Source organism: Streptomyces sp. LARHCF249 (assembly GCF_052871255.1).
In genome coordinates this window covers 65138-85231 of the sequence record NZ_JBIXJQ010000003.1, presented here as the reverse complement: position 1 = coordinate 85231, position 20094 = coordinate 65138, and the positions used below count along the sequence as shown (strand labels likewise).

Annotated in this window: 20 protein-coding genes and 1 pseudogene; 11 read left to right on the top strand and 10 right to left on the bottom strand. The window is 72.5% G+C overall.

Annotated elements, in window-relative coordinates; genetic code table 11:
- Positions 1 to 92 precede the first annotated feature (92 nt).
- Together ACIPUC_RS08865 and ACIPUC_RS08860 are read right to left on the bottom strand one after the other, a co-directional pair.
- Positions 93 to 503 carry a rodlin gene (locus ACIPUC_RS08865; RefSeq protein WP_446587844.1) on the bottom strand — a complete coding sequence of 137 codons (411 nt, stop codon included), beginning with the start codon at positions 501 to 503 and terminating at the stop codon, positions 93 to 95.
- A gap of 171 nt (positions 504 to 674) precedes the next feature.
- Positions 675 to 866, bottom strand: a complete 192-nt coding sequence (locus ACIPUC_RS08860) for a DUF5302 domain-containing protein (protein ID WP_446587842.1) — start codon at positions 864 to 866, stop codon at positions 675 to 677.
- Positions 867 to 1109: 243 nt separating this feature from the next.
- On the opposite strand from ACIPUC_RS08860, the gene ACIPUC_RS08855 reads away from it, so the two are divergent.
- Together ACIPUC_RS08855 and ACIPUC_RS08850 are read left to right on the top strand one after the other, a co-directional pair.
- The gene (locus tag ACIPUC_RS08855; RefSeq protein ID WP_446587840.1) at positions 1110 to 2471 is read left to right on the top strand and encodes an FAD-dependent oxidoreductase; all 1362 of its coding nucleotides are present in this window, start codon (positions 1110 to 1112) and stop codon (positions 2469 to 2471) included.
- Positions 2472 to 2697: 226 nt separating this feature from the next.
- The gene (locus ACIPUC_RS08850) at positions 2698 to 3360 is read left to right on the top strand and encodes an NADPH-dependent F420 reductase (RefSeq protein WP_446587838.1); all 663 of its coding nucleotides are present in this window, start codon (positions 2698 to 2700) and stop codon (positions 3358 to 3360) included.
- A gap of 96 nt (positions 3361 to 3456) precedes the next feature.
- On the opposite strand, the gene ACIPUC_RS08845 is transcribed toward ACIPUC_RS08850, so the two are convergent.
- A complete protein-coding gene (locus tag ACIPUC_RS08845) occupies positions 3457 to 3966 on the bottom strand; it encodes a mycothiol transferase (RefSeq protein WP_446587836.1) in 510 nt (169 codons plus the stop codon).
- Positions 3967 to 4017: 51 nt separating this feature from the next.
- Positions 4018 to 5541, bottom strand: coding sequence for an MFS transporter (locus ACIPUC_RS08840; protein WP_446587834.1), 1524 nt, complete (start codon positions 5539 to 5541; stop codon positions 4018 to 4020).
- A gap of 144 nt (positions 5542 to 5685) precedes the next feature.
- Here ACIPUC_RS08840 and ACIPUC_RS08835 point away from each other — a divergent pair, with 144 nt between their 5' ends.
- Genes ACIPUC_RS08835 through ACIPUC_RS08825 form a run of 3 tightly spaced genes read left to right on the top strand, consistent with a single transcriptional unit; the run spans position 5686 to position 7164 of the window.
- A complete protein-coding gene (locus tag ACIPUC_RS08835) occupies positions 5686 to 6138 on the top strand; it encodes a MarR family winged helix-turn-helix transcriptional regulator (protein WP_446587832.1) in 453 nt (150 codons plus the stop codon).
- Between the two features lie 16 nt (positions 6139 to 6154).
- Entirely contained in the window at positions 6155 to 6526 is a 372-nt protein-coding gene (locus ACIPUC_RS08830) for a DUF4180 domain-containing protein (RefSeq protein WP_446587830.1), read from the top strand.
- Positions 6523 to 7164 carry a HutD/Ves family protein gene (locus ACIPUC_RS08825; RefSeq protein WP_446587828.1) on the top strand — a complete coding sequence of 214 codons (642 nt, stop codon included), beginning with the start codon at positions 6523 to 6525 and terminating at the stop codon, positions 7162 to 7164. Before ACIPUC_RS08830 ends, ACIPUC_RS08825 begins: the two co-directional genes overlap by 4 nt.
- Here the strand turns inward: ACIPUC_RS08825 and ACIPUC_RS08820 are convergent.
- Positions 7049 to 7631, bottom strand: a pseudogene (locus tag ACIPUC_RS08820) (DMT family transporter); the annotation flags it as partial. The gene ACIPUC_RS08825 and the pseudogene ACIPUC_RS08820 overlap by 116 nt on opposite strands.
- Before the next feature lie 9 nt (positions 7632 to 7640).
- Positions 7641 to 9455 (bottom strand): galactose oxidase-like domain-containing protein, encoded by a 1815-nt coding sequence (locus ACIPUC_RS08815; protein ID WP_446587826.1) that lies wholly within the window; start codon positions 9453 to 9455, stop codon positions 7641 to 7643.
- A gap of 202 nt (positions 9456 to 9657) precedes the next feature.
- On the opposite strand from ACIPUC_RS08815, the gene ACIPUC_RS08810 reads away from it, so the two are divergent.
- On the top strand, positions 9658 to 10323 hold the full coding sequence (locus tag ACIPUC_RS08810) for a DUF4360 domain-containing protein (protein WP_446587824.1): 666 nt from the start codon (positions 9658 to 9660) through the stop codon (positions 10321 to 10323).
- Positions 10324 to 10429: 106 nt separating this feature from the next.
- Here the strand turns inward: ACIPUC_RS08810 and ACIPUC_RS08805 are convergent, their stop codons facing one another.
- The 3 genes from ACIPUC_RS08805 to ACIPUC_RS08795 form a co-directional block, all read right to left on the bottom strand.
- Positions 10430 to 11488, bottom strand: a complete 1059-nt coding sequence (locus ACIPUC_RS08805; protein WP_446587822.1) for a LacI family DNA-binding transcriptional regulator — start codon at positions 11486 to 11488, stop codon at positions 10430 to 10432.
- A 77-nt stretch (positions 11489 to 11565) separates the two neighbouring features.
- Positions 11566 to 12987 carry a glycoside hydrolase family 16 protein gene (locus tag ACIPUC_RS08800; RefSeq protein ID WP_446587820.1) on the bottom strand — a complete coding sequence of 474 codons (1422 nt, stop codon included), beginning with the start codon at positions 12985 to 12987 and terminating at the stop codon, positions 11566 to 11568.
- Between the two features lie 255 nt (positions 12988 to 13242).
- Positions 13243 to 13476 carry a hypothetical protein gene (locus ACIPUC_RS08795; protein WP_446587818.1) on the bottom strand — a complete coding sequence of 78 codons (234 nt, stop codon included), beginning with the start codon at positions 13474 to 13476 and terminating at the stop codon, positions 13243 to 13245.
- Positions 13477 to 13787: 311 nt separating this feature from the next.
- Here ACIPUC_RS08795 and ACIPUC_RS08790 point away from each other — a divergent pair, with 311 nt between their 5' ends.
- On the top strand, positions 13788 to 14003 hold the full coding sequence (locus ACIPUC_RS08790; RefSeq protein WP_446587816.1) for an acyl-CoA carboxylase subunit epsilon: 216 nt from the start codon (positions 13788 to 13790) through the stop codon (positions 14001 to 14003).
- Between the two features lie 50 nt (positions 14004 to 14053).
- On the opposite strand, the gene ACIPUC_RS08785 is transcribed toward ACIPUC_RS08790, so the two are convergent.
- Positions 14054 to 15691 carry an FAD-dependent monooxygenase gene (locus ACIPUC_RS08785; protein ID WP_446587814.1) on the bottom strand — a complete coding sequence of 546 codons (1638 nt, stop codon included), beginning with the start codon at positions 15689 to 15691 and terminating at the stop codon, positions 14054 to 14056.
- 274 nt (positions 15692 to 15965) lie between these two features.
- Here ACIPUC_RS08785 and ACIPUC_RS08780 point away from each other — a divergent pair, with 274 nt between their 5' ends.
- From ACIPUC_RS08780 to ACIPUC_RS08765, 4 genes are read left to right on the top strand one after another with little or no spacing between them, the layout of a single operon-like run.
- Complete coding sequence (locus tag ACIPUC_RS08780) at positions 15966 to 17063, top strand: SchA/CurD-like domain-containing protein (protein WP_446587812.1); 1098 nt, start codon at positions 15966 to 15968, stop codon at positions 17061 to 17063.
- Between the two features lie 59 nt (positions 17064 to 17122).
- Positions 17123 to 17566, top strand: coding sequence for a cupin domain-containing protein (locus ACIPUC_RS08775; protein WP_362595774.1), 444 nt, complete (start codon positions 17123 to 17125; stop codon positions 17564 to 17566).
- Positions 17563 to 18834 carry a beta-ketoacyl-[acyl-carrier-protein] synthase family protein gene (locus ACIPUC_RS08770; RefSeq protein ID WP_446587810.1) on the top strand — a complete coding sequence of 424 codons (1272 nt, stop codon included), beginning with the start codon at positions 17563 to 17565 and terminating at the stop codon, positions 18832 to 18834. Before ACIPUC_RS08775 ends, ACIPUC_RS08770 begins: the two co-directional genes overlap by 4 nt.
- Complete coding sequence (locus tag ACIPUC_RS08765) at positions 18831 to 20069, top strand: beta-ketoacyl synthase N-terminal-like domain-containing protein (protein WP_446587808.1); 1239 nt, start codon at positions 18831 to 18833, stop codon at positions 20067 to 20069. Before ACIPUC_RS08770 ends, ACIPUC_RS08765 begins: the two co-directional genes overlap by 4 nt.
- Positions 20070 to 20094 lie beyond the last annotated feature (25 nt).

Below are 20094 nucleotides of genomic sequence, written 5' to 3'. Positions count from 1 at the left end.
AGCGAAAATGGTCTGAACCTGTCAAGGTCTAGACCAAATGAAACGCGCCGACGCGGGCATGCCGCGTCGGCGCGAAACCGGAGGACCGGAGGTCAGCTGCCGTTGGAGAGGTTGCCGGAGAGGACCGGGATGTTGCTGAGGATGTGCGAGAGCGGCTCGTCGCCCTTGCCCTGGGTGGAGTTCTCGGCGCACTGCTGGTTCATCGGGTTCGACAGGACGTTGATGTCCTCGACGCCGACGTTGACCAGGGCGAGGATCGACTGGACGTTCACCTTGGCCGGCAGGCCGACGCAGAGCTTGTTGGCGGTGCCCTGGACCAGGCTCGCCTGCGGGCTCATCTTGCCCTTGGTCTCCTGGTTGCCGTAGATCTGCGCGGAGCCGTTGCCGTTGACGGTGTTGACGCCGTTGTCGTTGCCGATCGCCATCGCCGGGGTGGCTACGGCGGCGCCCGCTCCCAGTACGGAGGCGGTGACCGCGGCGGTGGCCATGAACTTCTTGAACATGTGGGGGATCCTTCTGTCGCACTGTCGCATGAGATAGCTGCCCTCGGCGGGACGAGCTGATCAACTGCTCACGGCGCTGCTGGTTATCCCCACTCACCCGAGTGGCTCAATAAAAGGGGGGCGGCCCGGTCCCGCCGCCGTGGCGGCGGGACTGAGCTCCTCGGGCCCGGGTCAGCCGGTCTTGCGGCGGACCTTCTTGTTCTTGCCGCCGGGACCGCTGCTGGCGCCCTGGACCTTCGCGCGAGACTGGTGCGCCTGCTGGGACTGGGCATTCGCGGCGTTGCGCTCCAGCGCCTCCCGGAACTTCCGCTTGGCCTCCTCGGCCGGAGTCTCGTCCTGCGGGGTCTCTGCTTCGTCTGCCATGTGTCCTCCTGGGATGGTCAAGCCGTTTCAGTCTGTCAGCTGCCGTGGCCGCTGACCAGCGAGTTCGGTGGGGCCGGTGCGCGGTACACGGTCACCCCTCTCCAAGGATCACTTGGGGTAGCCATAAGTTCCGGTGATGGGGTCATAAGGCGATACCGGGTGCTGGGTTAGGATTGCCTTAGTTTAAGGTTCCTTTTGATCACCAGTGATCCACTGTGCTGTCACTCGAAGGGAACCTCTGCCATGCCTCGACCTCTGCGGGTAGCAATCGTCGGTGCCGGCCCCGCCGGGATCTACGCCGCCGACGCGCTGCTCAAGTCCGAGGCGGCAGCGGAGCCCGGTGTGTCCATAGACCTCTTCGAGAAGATGCCCGCGCCGTTCGGGCTGATCCGCTACGGCGTCGCCCCCGACCACCCGCGGATCAAGGGCATCGTCACCGCCCTGCACCAGGTGCTCGACAAGCCGCAGGTCCGGCTCTTCGGGAACGTCGACTACCCCAACGACATCAGCCTGGACGAGCTGCACTCCTTCTACGACGCCGTGATCTTCTCCACCGGCGCCACGGCCGACCGCGCCCTCGCCATCCCCGGTGTCGACCTCGACGGCTCCTACGGCGCCGCCGACTTCGTCTCCTGGTACGACGGCCACCCCGACGTCCCGCGCACCTGGCCGCTCGAGGCCGAGAAGGTCGCCGTGCTCGGCGTCGGCAACGTCGCCCTCGACGTCGCGCGGATCCTCGCCAAGACGGCCGACGAACTGCTGCCGACCGAGATACCCCCGAACGTCTACGAAGGCCTGAAGGCCAACAAGGCCCTCGAGGTGCACGTCTTCGGCCGCCGCGGTCCGGCCCAGGCCAAGTTCAGCCCCATGGAGCTGCGCGAGCTGGACCACTCGCCCACCATCGAGGTCATCGTCAACCCCGAGGACATCGACTACGACGAGGGCTCGATCGCGACCCGCCGGTCCAACAAGCAGGCCGACATGGTCGCCAAGACCCTGGAGAACTGGGCGATCCGCGACATCGGCGACCGGCCGCACAAGCTGTTCCTGCACTTCTTCGAGTCGCCCACCGAGGTGCTCGGCGCGGACGGCCGGGTGGTCGGACTGCGCACCGAGCGCACGGAGCTCGACGGCACCGGCAACGTCAAGGGCACCGGCCGGTTCACGGACTGGGACGTCCAGTCCGTCTACCGGGCCGTCGGCTACCTCTCCGACGAGCTGCCCAAGCTCCCCTGGGACGTCGAGTCGGGCACGGTCCCGGACGAGGGCGGCCGCGTCATGGAGGCCGGCAGCCACCTGGCGTCGACGTACGTGACCGGGTGGATCCGGCGCGGTCCGGTCGGCCTGATCGGCCACACCAAGGGCGACGCCAACGAAACCGTCGCGAACCTGCTGGCCGACCACGCCGAAGGCCGCCTGCTCACCCCGGCCGCGCCCGCGCCGGAGGCCGTCGAGGCCTTCCTCGCCGAGCGCGCCGTCCGCTACACGACGTGGGAGGGCTGGCACCGGCTGGACGCGGCCGAGAAGGCGCTCGGCGAGCCCCAGGGACGCGAGCGCGTGAAGATCGTCGAGCGCGACGAGATGCTCGAGGCCAGCGGGGCCTAGGAAACCGCGGCGGAGGCCGGGACCCGCGCGGGTCCCGGCCTCCGTCCGTGGACGCCCGCCAGTCCCGACCGGGGCGGTCCTCGGCCGTTCACGGACAGCGGGACATGGCCGGAATGCGACTGCGGCGCCGCTCGTCCGGGGGAAGCGGGATCCCGCGCGGAATGCCGTGCCGCCCGCGGGAGTTCGTACCAGCGCGAGACCTGATCCCACACGCACTGGAGAGCTCATGAAGATCGGCATCATCGGCGCGGGAAACATCGGCGGCAACCTCACCCGCCGCCTCACGGCCCTCGGGCACGACGTGTCCGTGGCGAACTCGCGCGGCCCCGAAACCCTGACGGCGCTCGCCGAGGAGACCGGCGCCACCCCCGTCACCGTCTCCGAAGCGGCCCGCGGGGCGGAGATCGTCGTGGTCACCGTCCCCTTCGGGAAGGTGCCGGACCTGCCCTCCGGCCTCTTCGACGGAGCTGCCGAGGGCTTCGCGGTCATCGACACCTGCAACTACTACCCCCAGCAGCGCGACGGCCGGATCGCCGGTGTCGAGGACGAGGGCCTGACCGAGAGCCGCTGGGTCGAGCGGCAGCTCGGCCACCCCGTGGTCAAGGCCTTCAACGGCACCTACGCCCAGGACATCCTCGACCGGCACCGCCCGGCGGGCGACCCGGAGCGGATGGCACTGCCCGTCGCGGGCGACGACGAGACGGCGAAGAAGGCCGTCCGCGCCCTGATCGAGCAGCTCGGCTTCGACACCGTCGACGCGGGCGGCCTCGACGAGTCCTGGCGCCAGCAGCCCGACACCCCCGTCTACGGGCTCCGCGAGGGCCTCGACGGCGTCACCGAGGCACTCACCGCAGCCTCCCCGGAACGCAAGCCGGCCTTCCGGGGCTGACGCCGGGCCGTGGGCAGGGCCGCCCGGGTACCGCCCTTCAGGGCGATTCCGATCGGGTGAGCGGTCGGGGGTGACGGGCGGATCTCCTGCACAGCACTAGCTCCGCTCCAGCAGGCCCCGTACGAAAGCGGCCTGGCCGGCGTGCTGCAGATCGTCGGCCAGCACGCTGACCAGGCGCACCCCCAGCGTGACCGGCGGGTCCCAGCGCTCGTCGACCACCCGGTCGAGATCCGCGGCGGCGAGTCCCCGGACGAAGCGCACGCTCTGCTCGTGGACCGCGTCGAAGTACCCCAGCAGCAGCTCGCCGGCGTCGACCTTGACCGATCCGGCCTGCCGGGCGGTGTGCCCGTACCCGGTCGACCCGGCGGGCAGGGACAGGGCGAACCGGGCCGCCCAGCCCTGGTCCTGCCAGACCTGCTCCAGGTCCGCGGCGTCCGCCACGTGGTCGTCCTGGATCCGGGTGAGGTGCCAGACGAGCCAGGTGATCGAGTTCGCCGCGGGGTCGACGCGCGCGTTGAGCTGCTCCGCGGGGAGCCCCTCTACGACCTCGTGCACGATCTCCCGGATGCGTCCGAATCCGTCGGCGATGACGTCCGTAGCCTTCATGCACCCACCATGCAAGGCAGGCCCGCCCGCCCGGCGCGAGCGACACGCGCCTCAGGCGGCGGCGTCGGCCTTCTCGCTCGTCTCCGCCCTGCCGGTCTTCCGCGCCGCCGCCGGCCGAGCCGCGGCGGCCGCGGTCACGGTTCCGTGGCCGCCGCGCAGGCCGAACCGGCTGATCACGGCGACCAGCGCGAACGCGGCGGCGCCGATCCCGAAGGTGAGGGTGAAACCGGACTCGGCGGGCAGCGCGGGGACGCCCGGCGGCAGGTGTTCGATGGTCTTGGACGCCAGGATCGTGGTCACGATGGCGCTTCCGATCGCGCTGCCCGTCGAGCGGGAGATCGAGTTGATGCCGTTGGCGATGCCGCTCTGGTGGTGCGGGACGCTGGCCATGATCACGGCCGGCATGGCCGCGTAGCCGAAGCTGACGGCCGCACCGACGACCAGACCGGCGCCGATCACCGAGGCGCTGTGCCGGTGGTCCAGGGCCAGCCAGGCGAACCCGACGGCGCCGAGCACGGCGGCCAGGCCCAGGGCCGCGCGCGGCCCGCGGTGGCGGACGAGCCGGCCGCCGATGGGCGAGGCCAGCAGCGAGACGATGGCGCCGGGCAGCAGGAACTGCACGGAGGCGCGCAGGATCGACGCGTCGAAGCCGTAGCCCGCCAGGGCCTCGGGCATCTGGACGAGGTAGGAGACGCCCAGGAAGTTCGCGAACATGCCGAAGCCGACGAGGATGCCGGCCAGGTTGGCCATGAGCACCGGGCGGTGGACGAACATCCGCATGTCGACGAGCGGCTCGCTGACCTTGCGCTCGACCAGGACCCAGACGGCGGTCATGACGGCCGCGCCGGCGAAGCTGCCGAGCGTGCGGGCGGAGGCCCAGCCCCACTCGTGGCCCTGGGAGATCGGCAGCAGGAGCAGCAGCAGGGCGATGCCGAGGGTCAGGGCGCCGAGGAAGTCGGTGCGGCCGCCGGTCTTGTGGCGGGTCGCGGGGACCAGGAGGACCACGGCGAGCAGGGCGAGGGCCGCGAAGCCGGTCGCCATCCAGAAGGCGTTGCGGTAGTCGGCGTCCGAGCCCGAGGTGAGCAGGCCGGTGGCGACGAGCGCGAGGCCGCTGCCGAACGCGAGCGTGCCGCTGACCAGCGCCATCGCACCGGGCAGCTTCTGCGGCCGGACTTCCTCGCGCAGGACGGACAGGGCCAGCGGGAAGATCGCGGTGGCGGCGCCCTGGAGCACCCGGCCCAGGATCAGCAGGGGCAGCGAGGTCGCCAGCGCGGCGATCACGGAGCCGATGACCATGACGCCGAGCACGGCCACCAGGGTCGGCTTCTTGCCGCGCTGGTCGCCGAAGCGGCCCAGCAGCGGGGTGAAGACGGCCGCGGACAGCAGGGTGGCGGTGGTCACCCAGCTCACGTTGGCGGTGGAGGTGCCGAGGTCGTCGCGGATCAGGCCGAGGATCGGGACCGGCAGGGTCTGCATCATCGACACGACCATGGCGGCGAGGCTCAGGGCGAAGACGATGACCGTCTCGTTCCGTCGCCCGGCTGCCGTCGCGGCGGAGGGGGAGGGTGTGCTCATGGCTGGCTGGACCTCTTCGGGCTTCAGAGCTTAAGAACGCAGATGTTTGATGTCATCAAGTAACTCCGTCGACGGTAGACGCGGATAGTTAAGGTGGTCAAGTAAACAATTGATAATGTCAACCATTCTGGGTAGGCTCGAGTCATGTCCGGTAAGAGCGGCACCGCCCCGCACACAGCCCCCGCCAAGCTGCAGCTGCTGGAGCTGCTCGCCGCCATCGGCACGGCCCAGTGGCGCGACTTCGCGGCGGCCGCCGCCCACCACGGCCTCACCTCCACCCAGGCCAGGGTCCTCGCCCAGCTCGACGGCCCCGTGCCGATGCGCGGGCTCGCCAGGCTGCTGGTCTGCGACGCGTCGAACGTGACCGGCATCGTCGACCGCCTCGAGGCCCGCGAGCTGGTGCGCCGCGAGGCGGACCCCGCCGACCGCCGCGTCAAGAACGTCGTGGCCACGGAAGCGGGCCGCGAGGTCATCCGCCGCGTCCGGGAGGAGATGCAGGTGACCCACGGCGCGCTCGACACCCTCGACGAGGCCGAGAGCGCCACGCTCTACGGCCTGTTGGAGCGACTGCGCCCCACCATGGAGAAGGACGCCTGAAGTAGCCTCGGCCTCCATGAGCACCCTGCAGACGATCAACGACGTGTCCGTGCTGATGTGCGAGGCCGAGGGCGAGGTCATCGCCGGTGAACGCGAGGCCCTCGACTGCATCGGCAACGCCGGCTACCAGGGCGCCCGGTGGGCCGTCATTCCCGCCGAGCGGTTCGACGACGCGTTCTTCCGGCTGAGCACCCGCGTCGCCGGCGCGATCATCCAGAAGTTCGTCCAGTACCGGGTCGGCCTCGTCGTCCTGGGCGACATCTCCCGCCACACGGAGGCCAGTTCGGCGCTGCGCGACTTCGTCCGCGAGTGCAACCGCGGGACCCACACGTGGTTCCTCGCCGACGCGGCGGAACTGCGCGAGCGGCTGGCCGGGTCGCCGGCGTGAGCGGAGCCGACGGGTTCAGCGTCCTGCGGGCGGCCGACCGTACCGCCACCGCCTGGAAGAACGGCGGGGGAGTCACCCGCGAGATCGCCGCATGGCCCGAGGGCGCCGGTACCGGGGACTTCGCCTGGCGGGTGAGTCTCGCCGAGGTCGCCGCCGACGGACCGTTCTCGGCGTTCCCCGGCGTCGACCGCACCCTGACCCTCGCCGAAGGCGCGGGCATGGACCTCACCGTGGCGGGCGCGCACCGACTCGTGGACGAGCGGTTCGCCCCGCAGGACTTCGCCGGGGACGCGCCGACGGAGTGCCGGCTCCTGGGCGGGCCCGTGGTCAACTTCAACGTGATGTACCGCCGTGGCGCCGCGGCGGCGGACACCGCCGTCGTACGGGGCCGCCTCCGCCTCGGCGCTCCGGCGGGCGAGACCCTGCTGGTCGTCGCCCTGGAGGGACCGGCGGTGCTCGACGCGGCCCGGGGCCGGGCCGTCGCCCTGGACCCGTACGACGCGGTCCTGGCCCCGGGCCCCTTCACCGGCCTCGTACGGACCTCCGGGCGCGCGGCCGTGGTGCGATTCCACCAGGCCGGACCGGGCTTCCCCTCCTCCGGCCGGCCGGGCGGCCGAGGAGCACGCCCGCCAGGGTGAGCGCCAGCCCGCACAGCTGCCGGTAGCTGAGCGTCTCGCCCGCGACCGCCGTGCCCAGCAGGACTCCGTCACCGGATTGAGCAGGCCGAGCAGGCCGACCGTACCGGCGGGCAGGTGCCGCAGGCCCGCGAACCAGGCGGCGAAGGCGAGCGCCGTCGCCACCACGGTGACGTAGCCGAACCCCAGCAGGGCCGGGCCGTCGAGCGCGGGCGGGGCGCGCCCTCCACGGCCACTGCGAGCGGCAGCAGCACCAGTCCGCCGCCCAGCAGCTGCCAGGAGGTGGAGGCGAGGACGTCGGCTCCGCCGCTCCACCGCTTGGCGAGGACGTAGCCGAGCGAGGACATGGCCATGGCGGCGACGGAGGCGAGCACCCCGAGGAGGTCGAGCGAAGCGCTCGCGGTGAACAGCATGAGGCACACGCCCGCCACCCCGACGCCCGCGCCCGCCAGATCGAGCCGCCGCCCGGGACATGACGCTCAGCGCAGCCCCAGCTTCACCCACTTCGCCGTGCTGGGCACGCCCTTCGCGTTGAGCAGGAACAGCATGTAGTACCCGGGCGGCGCGTCGGCGGCGGTCGGCGGGGTCCGCAGCCCGACCGCGGTGCCCCGTACGCCGGTGAGCCGCAGCTCCAGGTGGCGCTGGCTGGTGTTCACCGAGTGGGTGATGGTCGTCGGCGCCAGCAGTACGGCGCGCGCCACGTCCTTCGGCGTCGAGCTCGCGACCTCGAAGGCCGCGTCGTGGGCGAGTTCGCCCGCCGGGACCCGGTCGAGGGCCGGCCGGGGGCCGCGGTGCAGGTAGGCGGGCTCGTAGAGCTCGATGCTGCCGTCCATCCCGTCCTTCATGTCGGGGTCGTTGGCGATCTGCTGGAGCTCGTCCCCGGTGACCATCATGCGGCCGTCGGGCATGATCAGGGCGTTGGAGTGGTAGCCGCGGGGCAGCCGCTGGGCCGGACCGAGCCGCCAGCGGCCGCGCGCGTCGCGCAGCTCGATCTGCCGGTACTTCAGGTCGGCCTTCGGGTTGAAGGGCCCGTTTCCGTAGTCCCGGGTGTCCAGCGCCCCGTTGACGGTCAGCAGCGTGCCGTCCGGCAGGATCAGGGTGTCGTCCTGCGTCCGCCCGAAGGCGCGCGGCTCCTCGATGGTCCACCGGCCGCCGGACAGCCGGTAGGTGAGCGGGTCGCGCGGGTCGCCGCCGAGCACCAGGACGGAGTCCGGCCCCCGGAATCCGGCCGGGAGCGGCACGGCGGAGCCGTACCCGCGGAAGTCGGCGGGCCGCCGCGGCAGGTCGGTGCGCACCTCCTTGACCGGGTCGAACAGCCACTGCTGGTCGGCGTCGCGGCCCAGCCCGTAGATCATCCCGTCCCGCAGCGAGAAGAGGTGCGGGTAGTCGTTGCGGAACGGGGCGTCCGACCGCAGCCGCTGCGAGGCGAGGTCCAGCGGGATGTCGAACGGCCTCCGGGGGACGGGATGGCGCAGCGCCGGGAAGCGCTCGACCACCGGGGTGGGGGTGCCCGTACCGCGTTCGGACTGGCCGGACATGATGATCTGGCGCCCGTCCGCCCCGGTGACGACCGAGGGGTACCAGCGGCCCACGGACATGTCCCGGTTGCGGTACCAGGTCTCGGTCCACGGGTCGAACACGAAGGACAGCCTGGCGCCGCTGCCGCCCTTGCCGCCGACGTTGCCGCCGAAGACGCCGACCATCCCGTTGGGGAGGTACGCGTGCCCGGCGCAGAAGAACGGCGCCGGGCGCGGGGCGTAGCGGCCGTCGGGCATCAGGACCACGGGCGGCGCCACCTTCTTGAAGGCCTGCGCACCGGTCCCCCTGGCCGGGTCCCAGAGGTAGGCGCGGCCCGCATTGGTCCGGCCCACCGTGTTCGTGGGCCCGGTCTCCTTGGTGGGGTCCTCCTCCGTGCGCTCGAAGGAGAACAGCAGCACTTTGCCCGTCGGCAGCTGGGCCGCGTGCACGCCGAAGTCGGGGGAGGGGAAGAACTGTGTGAACCGGCCGAACTCCGCTGCCGGAAACCGTGCGTTGGTCGTCATCTGCGATTCCCGCAGCGCGGTCAGGCTCGCCGTGCGCTTCGTCTGCGGATAGCCCTGGGTGCCCTTGGCCGCCTCGCGCAGCCGCGCGTGAGCCCGGGCGTGGTCCTCGCCGATCACGGCTGCCTCTGCTGCCTCGGCTCGCGCGGCCCGCCCGGCGGGGCCCGGCTGCGGAGCGGGAGACACCGCCGTGAGCACCAGGGCGGAGGCGATCACCCAGGCGGACGCGGCGGCGGAGCGGTGCGCGCGGGACATGGAACTCCTCTGGATCTCCGGTGGATTCGCCAGATATTAGGAGGAACCGGGTCAATCAGGTCGATGCGACGCGACGTGGAGCCATCCGGCCGATGGATTCGGCCGGATGAATCGTTTCCGGGGTGAACCGGTGCGGCCATGGAGGTGAGACCCCGTACCCGCCGGCCGTACGCGACCGCCGCGGGCGGCTATCCATGTCGACGTGATCAAGTCGCTCCGTACCGGATTCACCGCAGCCGCCGTGACCGCAGCTCTCGTCACGCTCAGCCCCTCGGCCGGGGCCTCCGCCTCGGCACCCTCAGCCAAGGCTCCCTCCGACCAGGTGACCGTGGACGTCGCCTCCGTCAACGGATCGGGCTGCCGTCCAGGCAGCGCCGCCGTCGCCGTGGCGCCGGACAACACGGCCTTCACCGTCACCTACAGCGAGTACGTGGCCCAGGCCGGCGGCGGCGCCCCCGCCGTCGAAGGCCGCAAGAACTGTCAACTCTCCCTCGTCGTCCACGTCCCCCAGGGCTACACCTACGCCGTGGCCCAGGTCGACTACCGGGGCTTCGGCAGCCTCCAGCCGGGGGCGATCGGCACGCAGAAGGCGAGCTACTACTTCCAGGGCATGAGCCAGACGGCCCAGCGCACCCACAGGTTCAACGGCGCGTTCGAGGACAACTGGCAGGCCACCGACACCACGGGCGTGGAGGCGCTGGTCTTCGCACCCTGCGGGGAGCAGCGCAACTTCAACATCAACACGGAGCTGCGCGCCGAGGTCGGAACCTCCGACCCGGCGGAGACCAGCTTCATGGCGCTCGACTCGACCGACGGCGGCATCAACAGCGTCTACCACTTCTCGTGGAAGCAGTGCCCGGGACGCTGACGGGCAGCAAGCCGGTGCCGGGGCACGCCGACGGGCGGTCCCGGCATCCGGCGTTCCACCCAGGGTTCCAGCCGGCGTTCCGGCTCCCGGCTCCCGGCCTCAGGCCTCAGGCCGACACCCGCCGGACCAGCTCGGTGGAAGTGATCACCGGGCCGGACGCGGGGTGCTCCCGGCATTCCGCGCCTCCCAGCGAGTCCAGTAGCAGCCGCGCCATCAGGCGTCCCATCCCCTCGATGTCCTGGCGTACGGTCGTCAGCGGCGGATCGGCGCTCTCCGCCACCAGCTCGGCGTCGTCGAAGCCGATCACCGCCACATCGCCGGGTACCGTGCGGCCCCGCTCCCGCAGCACCCGCAGCGCGCCCGTCGCCATCAGGTCGTTCGCCGCGAACACGGCGTCGATCCCGGTCCGGCGGTCCAGCAGTTCGGCCATCGCACGTGCCCCGCCCGCCACCGTGAAGTCCCCCTCGGCGACCAGCGCGGGATCCGCCCGGGGCAGGACGTCCCGGTAGCCGCTCAGCCGGTCGGCCGCGGATGTCTGGTCGAGCGGGCCGGCGATGTGCGCGATCCGCTCACGGCCCCGCGCCAGCAGGTACCGTACGGCCGCGCGTGCGCCTCCGCGGTTGTCCGCGTCCACGTACGCGACCTCGCCGTCGGCCTCGCCCGGCTTCCCGGGCCCGGCGGTCCAGCCGGGCCTGCCGCCGTACACCGTGGGCATGCCGATGCGCCGGATGATCGCGGGCAGCGGATCGTCGGTGTGCAGCGAGAAGGCGAGCGCTCCGTCGACGTGGCCGCCCGCCAGATAGCGCTCGATCCGGTCGTAGTCCGTCCGGTCCTCCACCAGCAGGAGCACCAACTGCGTGTCGTGCGCCGTCAGTTCCTTGCTGATGCCGCGCACCTGCCGGGAGAAGAACGGGTCGGAGAAGATCCGGACCTCCGGCTCGGCGATGATCACCGCGACGGCGCCGGTGCGCCGGGTGACCAGGGCCCGGGCGGCGGGGTTGGGCACGTAGCCCAGGTGCCGGATGGCCTCGCGCACCTTCTCCACCAGGTGGGCGCGGACCCCGTCGCCGCCGTTCACGACGCGGGACGCGGTGGCCCGGGACACCCCGGCGCGCGCCGCGACCGCCTCCAGGGTGGGGCGCTCCCCGGGACGCTGTTCCGGCACGGGCGCTCCTCCTGGTGTCCGCGGGCGCTGGCCCGTGGCAGCAGGGTAACCCGGACCGCCGGCCCCCGGGATGCCGGTCAGTGGCCGAAGCCGAACCAGTTGACGTTCACGAAGTCGGCGCCCTGGCCGCTGGTGAAGGTCACGTACACGTCGTGGGTGCCCGTGACCGCGCTGATGTTCGCCGGCACCGTCCGCCAGCTCTGCCAGCCGCCGGTGTTGCCCACCGAGAAGCTCCCGATCGGCGCGCCGGTACGGCTGTCCAGCCGGACTTCGACGAGTCCGCTGACCGCGCCGGCGGCACCGGAGGCGACCCGGCCGTAGAACTGCCGGGCCGCCGTGGACCCGAAGTCGACGCCCCGGTACACGGCCCAGTCGCCGTTGGCGATGGCGCCGAGGTTCTGGCCGCCGCCGGTGTCGGAGGTGGTCTCCTTGACCAGTCCGGCCTGGCCGTCGTACGACTCGGCCTGGATGGTGGCGTACGCGTCACGGTTGCCCGCCGGAGGGGTCGTCGGCGGGGGAGTGGTGGGCGGCGGCGTCGTGGGCGTCCCGGCCGCCGACCGGAGCACGGACACGTAGTCGACGACCATGGGGTGGCCCGGCTCGGTGCCCGCGTCGGGGCCGCCGCCGAAGGCGTCCGGGAACCCGCCGCCCATGGCGACGTTGAGGATGATGAAGTAGCCGTGGTTCGTGGCGCTGGTCCATGTGGCCGCGTCCACCTGGTCCGCGCGCACGGTGTGGAAGTGGAGCCCGTCGACCGAGAAGCGCATCTCCTCGACGGCCTTCGACCGGTCCCACTCGACGGCGTACGTGTGGAACCCGCCCTGGCAGCTGGTGCCCGGGCAGACCCGCTGGCCGCCGATGCCGGACGTCTCGTTGCAGGGGCCGCCCGGGCTCGTGCCGCAGTGCAGGGTCGCCCAGACGTTGTTGAGGCCCTGGACGTTCTCCATGATGTCGATCTCGCCGATTCCCGGCCAGTTCCACCAGTTGCCCCGGTACGGAGCCCCGAGCATCCAGAACGCCGGCCAATAGCCCTTGGCCGCCGGGCCCGTGACGTTCGGCATCTGGATGCGGGCCTCGGTGCGCAGGATGCCGCCCGCCGGGGGCTGGAAGTCCGAACGCCGGGTCTCCACGCGCCCGGAGGTCCAGTTGCCGGCCGCGTCCCGCCGCGGGGTGATGCGCAGGTTGCCCGCCCCGTCGAGGGAGACGTTGGCGGGGTCGGCGGTCATCGTCTCTATCTCGCCGGTGCCGAATCTCTCGGGCCCGCCGGGGTAGCTCGTACCGGTGGTGTACTGCCAGTCGGTGGTGTTCAGGCCGGATCCGGCGGGCCCGTTGAAGTCGTCCAGGAAGACCCGGGACCAGCCGGCCGGGGTGGGGGGCGCCGTGGCGCCGGCGGGCATGACGACCGCCACCGAGGCGGCCGCGACCACCGCGATCGTGCTGAGTGCGGCTAAGACGGCCCGCCGGCCGGCCGGCGGTTTCCTGTCGGATGTCTGACGCATGGGTGCCCTCTCTGAAACGCCGTGAAGCGGCGCGGTGCGGGGGAAGTACCGGGAGACGGTCTGCTTGAGAGCGCTCTCAAGCGGCGCCGCTGGACACTGTGCTCCCCGCCACTGCGGGCGTCAAGACATCGAACCGGCAAGGAGCCTGCGGGCCGCCTGGCTTCATTCGTCGAACGCGGTCGGTTCGCCCGGCGGGCCGGATCGACGGGCGGGCCGACGGGAGCGCACCCGTATGGCCCAACCCGCCGCGCCCCCTCAGACCGGCGGGCCGAGGACCTCGCGCGCACCGGGGAGGTCGTGGACGGCGGCCGCCGTTCCGGTCAGCGGCAACAGCCCGGAAAGGGGGCACAGCACCGGCATCTCGTGGTCCACCTCCCACTCGCCGACGGCCGCACCGCGGCTCTTGCGGCCGCCGCCGGCGTCGGTGGTGCAGACGGCGTACAGCCGTCCGGCGCAGCCCCGGCAGAGCAGGGCGTCGTGGCCGGTCACGGCCGGACCCCCGACGGCGCCGCGGCCGCGGGCAGGCCCCGGCGGCCCCGCCGGCCCAACGTGCCGGGTCCGCCGCCCGCTTGTAGCGTCGGTCGCGTCAGGAGTCCTGGTGACCCGACAGGATTCCGCCGGCCGGTGCGCAACCGCGCGATACGCACAGTACGAGGCGTACGCAGATGCGGATCACGCCCTCGAGGCGCGCCGAGCCGCCCGAGCGCAGCCCGCGCCGGAGCCGGGACGGCCCGCCTTCCACGCCGTCGCGGGGCGTGCGCACAGCACCCGTACGAGAGGCCGTGCCGATGCCGAACGACGTGCCTATATCGAGCCTGCTGCGTGTCGAGAGGGGCCTGGCCGGCCCCGAGGAACTGGCGGCGATCGCCGTCGTGGTCGCCTGCTACGCCGGCCGCACCGCCCATGCCCGCGCCACGGTGCACGGCGGCGGGCGGGACGCCGGGCAGGAAACGGGCCGACGGCGCACGGCGCGCCCGGATGCCGGCTGCTGGGCAGGCTGCTGGGCCTGCCGCTGAACCCCGTCCGCCGACCGGGCGCAGGGCCGGCGGACAGGGAGGCGAAGTGGTCACCTCCGCTGCAGCACCGTCGTGAGGACCTCGAGCAGCATCGCCCCGGGATCCGCGACGGCGCCCTCCGAGCGCCATGCCACGAACCCGTCAGGGCGCACGAGCACCGCGCCGTCGGGGTTCATCCCGTGGACCTCGGCCCAGTCGGCGCCCATCTCCTGGAGCAGGTCCGCTTCCGGCCCGGAGCCGATGGCGTAGGCGTCCAGCCGGACGGCCGGCAGCTGCCGGGCCACCCGTTCGGCCGCCTCCCGCCACGGCGTTCCCACGCCGCTGAGCAGCACGAACGAGCGCTCGTACAGGTCCAGGGAGGAGATCCGCTCACCGGCCCTGAGCAGCCACATGTGCGGGGCCCGGGTGCCGGTGTCACCCATCAGGCGCATCGCCTCGGGGATGATCGGCCGTTCCGGATCGCCGCCGACGACCGCGCCCCGCGGGTAGCAGTAGCCCATCGCCGTGGGCAGGATCCCGCTGCCCGGCCCGCCGCCCATGGTGGGCGGCGGAGCGTAGCCCGGGTGGCTGTGCTCGGCCGAACGGGCCGACGCCCGCTCGCTCGTGGCCCTGGCCACCGGCAGCCGCTCGGTCTCGTAGCTGTCCAGGAGGCCGATGCCCGCCGCGCCGTCCAGCACCGCGGCGATCTTCCAGGCCAGGTTGTGCGCGTCCTGGATGCCGGTGTTGGAGCCGAAGGCCCCGGTCGGGGACATCTCGTGCGCCGCGTCCCCGGCCAGGAACACCCGCCGGCCGGACGCGTACCGCTCCGCCACCCGTTCGGCGGCGTGCCAGGGAGCCTTGCCGCCGATCTCGACGTCCAGGTCGGGCACGCCGATGGCGTTGCGGATCTGCTCCACGCACCGCTCGTCGGTGAAGTCCTCCAGGGTCTCGCCCCGGTCCGGGTGCCAGGGGGCGTGGAACACCCACTGCGTCGCGTTGTCCACCGGCAGCAGCGCCCCGTCCGCCCCCGGCCGCATCAGGTAGCAGACGATGAAGCGGAGATCGCCCAGCACGTCGATGAGCCGTTCCGAGCGGAAGGTGACGCTCACGTTGTGGAACAGCTCGCCGTTACCCGTCTGGGGGATGGCCAGCTGCTCCCGCACGGGGCTGCGCGGCCCGTCGGCGGCGATCAGGAAATCGGCCCGCACGGTGGTGTGCTCGCCCGTCTTGCGGTTCTTCACCAGGGCGGTCACCCCCGATTCGTCCTGGTCGAAGCTCATCAGCTCGCTGGAGAACCGGATGTCGGCCCCCTGTGCGCGGCTCTGCGCGGCCAGCACCGGCTCGATGTTGTTCTGGCTGCACAGGCACCAGCCGGTCGGGCTGAACTTGCGCAGGGCTCCGGACGGGTCGACGGACTTGATCAGCCAGTTGTGGTCGCCGCCGGTCAGTGACCGGGCTTGCAGAATGCCCTGAATCCCCTCCAGCGCGGACGCCGCCCGGCGGATCGCGTGCTCCGCCCCTGCGGTGCGGAAGAGCTCCATGGTCCGGGCGTTGATGCCACGGCCGCGCGGGTGCGGCGAGGTACCGGAGTGCTTCTCGACCAGCAGGTGCCTCACTCCGTGGCGGCTCAGGAAAAGCGAGGTGGACAGGCCCACGAGGGAGCCGCCCACGACGAGAACCGGTACGCGAACATCGGCGTTGTCTTCCATCAGCTGCGGGCTCCTGTTTTCTGTGTGGGGGAGTGGACTCTTTATGCCCCCGATCGTCGATTAGGCCCGGTTGATTCGCCGGTTGTCACCCGCTTGATCCGGACATGTAGCGGTACGTCCCCACCCGGATGACGATGAGCGACAGCGGCTCCCCCTGAGATGCGCCGGCCCGCCGTTCCCGACCGAGACGGCCGCCGGCCCGGGCGGACGCCACGGTGACGGACGAGGGGTCCGTACGCGATGGATCTCCACCCCCTCATGAAGGAGTGAGTAGATGACAACCACCCTGTCCGAACGGGTGTCGCAGTCAGCCTTCGACGGCTCCATGCTCCGGGTCGTCCTGCTGATGGACCTCCACGAGGGGGCCCAACAGCGGTTCTTCGAGGCGTACGAACAGCTCCGCCACGACATCGCGTCGATCCCGGGCCACATCAGCGACCAGCTGTGCCAGTCCTTCGAGAACCCCTCCCAGTGGCTGATCACCAGCGAGTGGGAGAGCGCGCCGCAGTACCTCGCATGGGTCAACAGCGAGCACCACGCCGAGCAGGTCAAGCCGCTCGGCGCCTGCGCCCGCGTCATGCGCCCGCTCAAGTTCACCGTCCTGCGCGAGACCGGCCGGAGCTACGACCAGGCCTCCCGGCCCGCCACCGTCCGGCTCCAGAGCGCGCCCCGCCTCGGCGCCGGCATCGTCCGCCACGCCCTCACCTTCACCGTCAAACCGGGCAGCGAGAAGCAGGTCGCGGCCATCCTCTCCAGCTACGCCTCCCCGGCCGCCCGCGTGGACGACCACACCCGGCTCTGCCGGACCTCCCTCTTCATGCACGGCAACCGGGTCGTACGGACGGTGGAGGTCCAGGGCGACCTGATGGCAGCGCTGCGGCACGTCTCCGAGCAGCCCGAGGTGCGGGCCGTCGAAGAGGCCATCAACCCCTACCTGGAGCAGGACAGGAACCTGAACGACCCCGAGTCGGCCCGCATGTTCTTCATGCGGGCGGCGCTCCCCGCCGTCCACCACATCGCCGCCGGGGAAGCGGACGCCGAGGACGTCACGCGCCACGCGCTGTACTACCCGGCCAAGCCCGGCTGCGGCCAGGCGCTGGCCCGCTTCCTCGCCCGCCAGGACGAGGCGGCCGCGCACCGCCCGGAGAGCCCCGTACGGAGCAGCAGCATCTTCCAGCGCGACGACATCGTCGTCCGCCTCGTCGACGTGCGCGGCCCGCTCGACGCCGAGCCCGACAGCATCCTGGGGGTGCGCGGCCCGCGCAAGGCGGCCGTACTGGACCGGCTGACGGCCACGCCCGGCGAGCGGACCAGCGCCGCCCGCCACACGATGAACCTGATCACCGACCGCCGGGCCTCCGCGCAGTCCTGACCCCCGGTCCCCCCACCCCCAGCCCGTCCAGGCTCCCCACACGCCAGGAGGAACCCGCTATGACCAGACAGCGCCCACGCATCGTCGACCTCAGCGAGACGCCGCCCAACCGCCGGCGCGGTGGCGACCTGAGGGCCGTGCTCACCCCGACCTCGGTGGGTTCCACCAGCGGCTTCATGGGCCTGGCTGTCATGGCCCCCGGGGAGTCCATCGCCGAGCACTACCACCCGTACTCCGAGGAGTTCGTGTACGTGGTCGCCGGCCGGCTGGAGGTCGACCTCGACGGCGAGGCCCACCCCCTGCGCACCGACCAGGGCCTGCTGGTCCCGCTCAACGTGCGCCACCGGTTCCGCAACGTCGGCGACACCGAGGCCCGCATGGTCTTCCACCTGGGACCGCTCGCCCCGCGCCCCGAACTGGGCCACGTCGACACCGAAGAGGCCCCGCACCCGGAGGGCACCGCCTGGGAGCAGCCCCCGGACCGCACGGGAGCGGTCTCGTGACCCGCCGCCGGGTGGCGGTCACCGGGGTCGGCGTCGTCGCTCCCGGCGGGATCGGCGTCTCGGCCTTCTGGGACCTGCTCGCCAACGGGCGTACGGCGACCCGCGGCATCACCCTCTTCGACCCGGCCGGGTTCCGCTCCCGGATAGCCGCCGAGGTCGACTTCGACCCCGCCGCGCACGGCCTGGGCGAGGGCGAGGCGGCCCGGGCGGACCGGTACATCCAGTTCGCGCTGGTCGCCGCCCGCGAGGCCCTGCTCGACGCGGGGCTCGACCTCACCTCCGACGAGGCCTGGCGCACGGGCGTCTCCCTGGGTACCGCCGTCGGCGGGACCACCCGTCTGGAGCACGACTACGTCGCCGTGAGCCAGTCGGGAGCCTGGTGGGACGTGGACCATAAGTTCGCCGGGCCCCATCTGCACCGGGCGTTCACGCCGGCCACCCTCGCCTCGGCCGTCGCGGAGCAGACGGGTGCCCGCGGCCCGGTGCAGACGGTGTCCACCGGCTGCACCTCCGGACTCGACGCCATCGGGTACGCCGTGCACTCCATCGCGGAGGGCCGGATGGACGTGTGCATCGCCGGGGCCTCGGACTCGCCCATATCGCCGATCACCGTGGCCTGCTTCGACGCCATCAAGGCGACCTCGCCGAACAACGACGACCCGGCCCACGCCTCCCGGCCGTTCGACGCCGACCGGGACGGGTTCGTCCTCGGCGAGGGCGGCGCCGTCCTCGTACTCGAAGAGCTGGAACACGCCCGCGCCCGCGGTGCGACCGTCTACTGCGAGATCGGGGGCTACGCCACCTTCGGCAACGCCCACCACATGACCGGGCTGACCGCCGAGGGCCTGGAGATGGCACGGGCCATCCAGACGGCCCTGGACGAGGCCGGGATCGACGCCCAGGACATCGACTACGTCAACGCGCACGGATCCGGCACCAAGCAGAACGACCGCCACGAGACGGCGGCCGTCAAGCGGGTCCTGGGCGAGCACGCCTACAAGACGCCGATGACCTCCATCAAGTCCATGGTCGGTCACTCCCTCGGCGCCATCGGGGCGATCGAACTGGCGGCCTGCGTGCTCGCCATGACCCACCAGGTGGTACCCCCCACGGCGAACTACGAGACGCCGGACCCCGAGTGCGACCTGGACTACGTACCCCGCACCGCCCGCGGCCGCACGCTGCGCAGCGTGCTCTCGGTCGGCAGCGGCTTCGGCGGATTCCAGTCCGCCGTGGTCATGACCCGGCCAAAGGAGGAGGTCTCGTGACCCGCCGTACGGTCATCACGGGCATCGGGGTCGTCGCGCCGAACGGCATCGGCGCCGACGACTTCTGGAAGGCCACCCACTCCGGTCTCAGCGTGCTGGACCGCGTCACCCGGGCGGGCTGCGAGCACCTTCCGCTGCGCGTCGCGGGCGAGGTACGGGGCTTCGACCCCGGCGCGATGGTCGAGGAGCGCTTCCTCGTCCAGACCGACCGCTTCACCCACCACGCCCTCGCCGCGGCGGACCTCGCCCTGGCGGACGCCCGGCTCGGCCGGGCCGACTACGAGGACGACCCCTTCTCGGTCGGTGTGGTCACGGCCGCCGGGTCCGGCGGCGGCGAGTTCGGGCAGCGCGAGCTGCAGCGGCTCTGGGACCAGGGCCCCCGCTACGTCGGCCCCTACCAGTCGATCGCCTGGTTCTACGCCGCGAGCACCGGCCAGATCTCCATCCGCCGCGGCCTCAAGGGGCCGTGCGGGGTCGTCGCCAGCGACGAGGCGGGCGGGCTCGACGCCTTCGCGCACGCCGCACGCGCCATCCGCCAGGGCAGCCGGGCGATGCTCGTCGGGGCGACCGAGGCGCCCCTCGCGCCGTACTCCATCGTCTGCCAGCTGGAGTACGAGGGCCTGAGCACGCGCGACGACCCGGAGCGCGCCTACCGGCCGTTCACCGCCAAGGCCTGCGGGTACGTCCCCGCCGAGGGCGGCGCGATGTTCCTCGTCGAGGACGAGTCCGCGGCCCTCGGCCGGGGCGCCACCGTCCGCGCCGTACTGGCCGGCCACGCCGCCACCTTCAGCGGGACCCGGCGGCCGGACGAGGCCGGCGAAGGGCTGGCCCACGCGATCCGCGGGGCGCTGCGCGAAGCCGGCTGCGCCCCGGAGGAGGTCGACGTGGTCTTCGCCGACGCCCTCGGCACGCCGCAGGCCGACGCGGCCGAGGCGGCGGCGATCGCGAGCGCCCTCGGCGCCCACGGGCGCGAGGTGCCGGTCACGGCGCCGAAGACCGGTACGGGCAGGGCGTACTGCGCGGCGCCCGCCCTCGACACCGCCGCCGCGGTGCTGGCACTGGAGCACGGCATCGTCCCGCCGACCCCGAACGTCTACGACGTGTGCCACGACCTCGACGTCGTCACGGGCAGTGCCCGCTCCGCGGACCTGCGCACCGCGCTCGTGCTGAGCCGCGGCCGGATGGGCTCGAACTCCGCGCTCGTCCTGCGCAAAGGCCCTGTGGCGGCCGCGTAGTCCACCCCCAGGGTCGGCGTTCGGC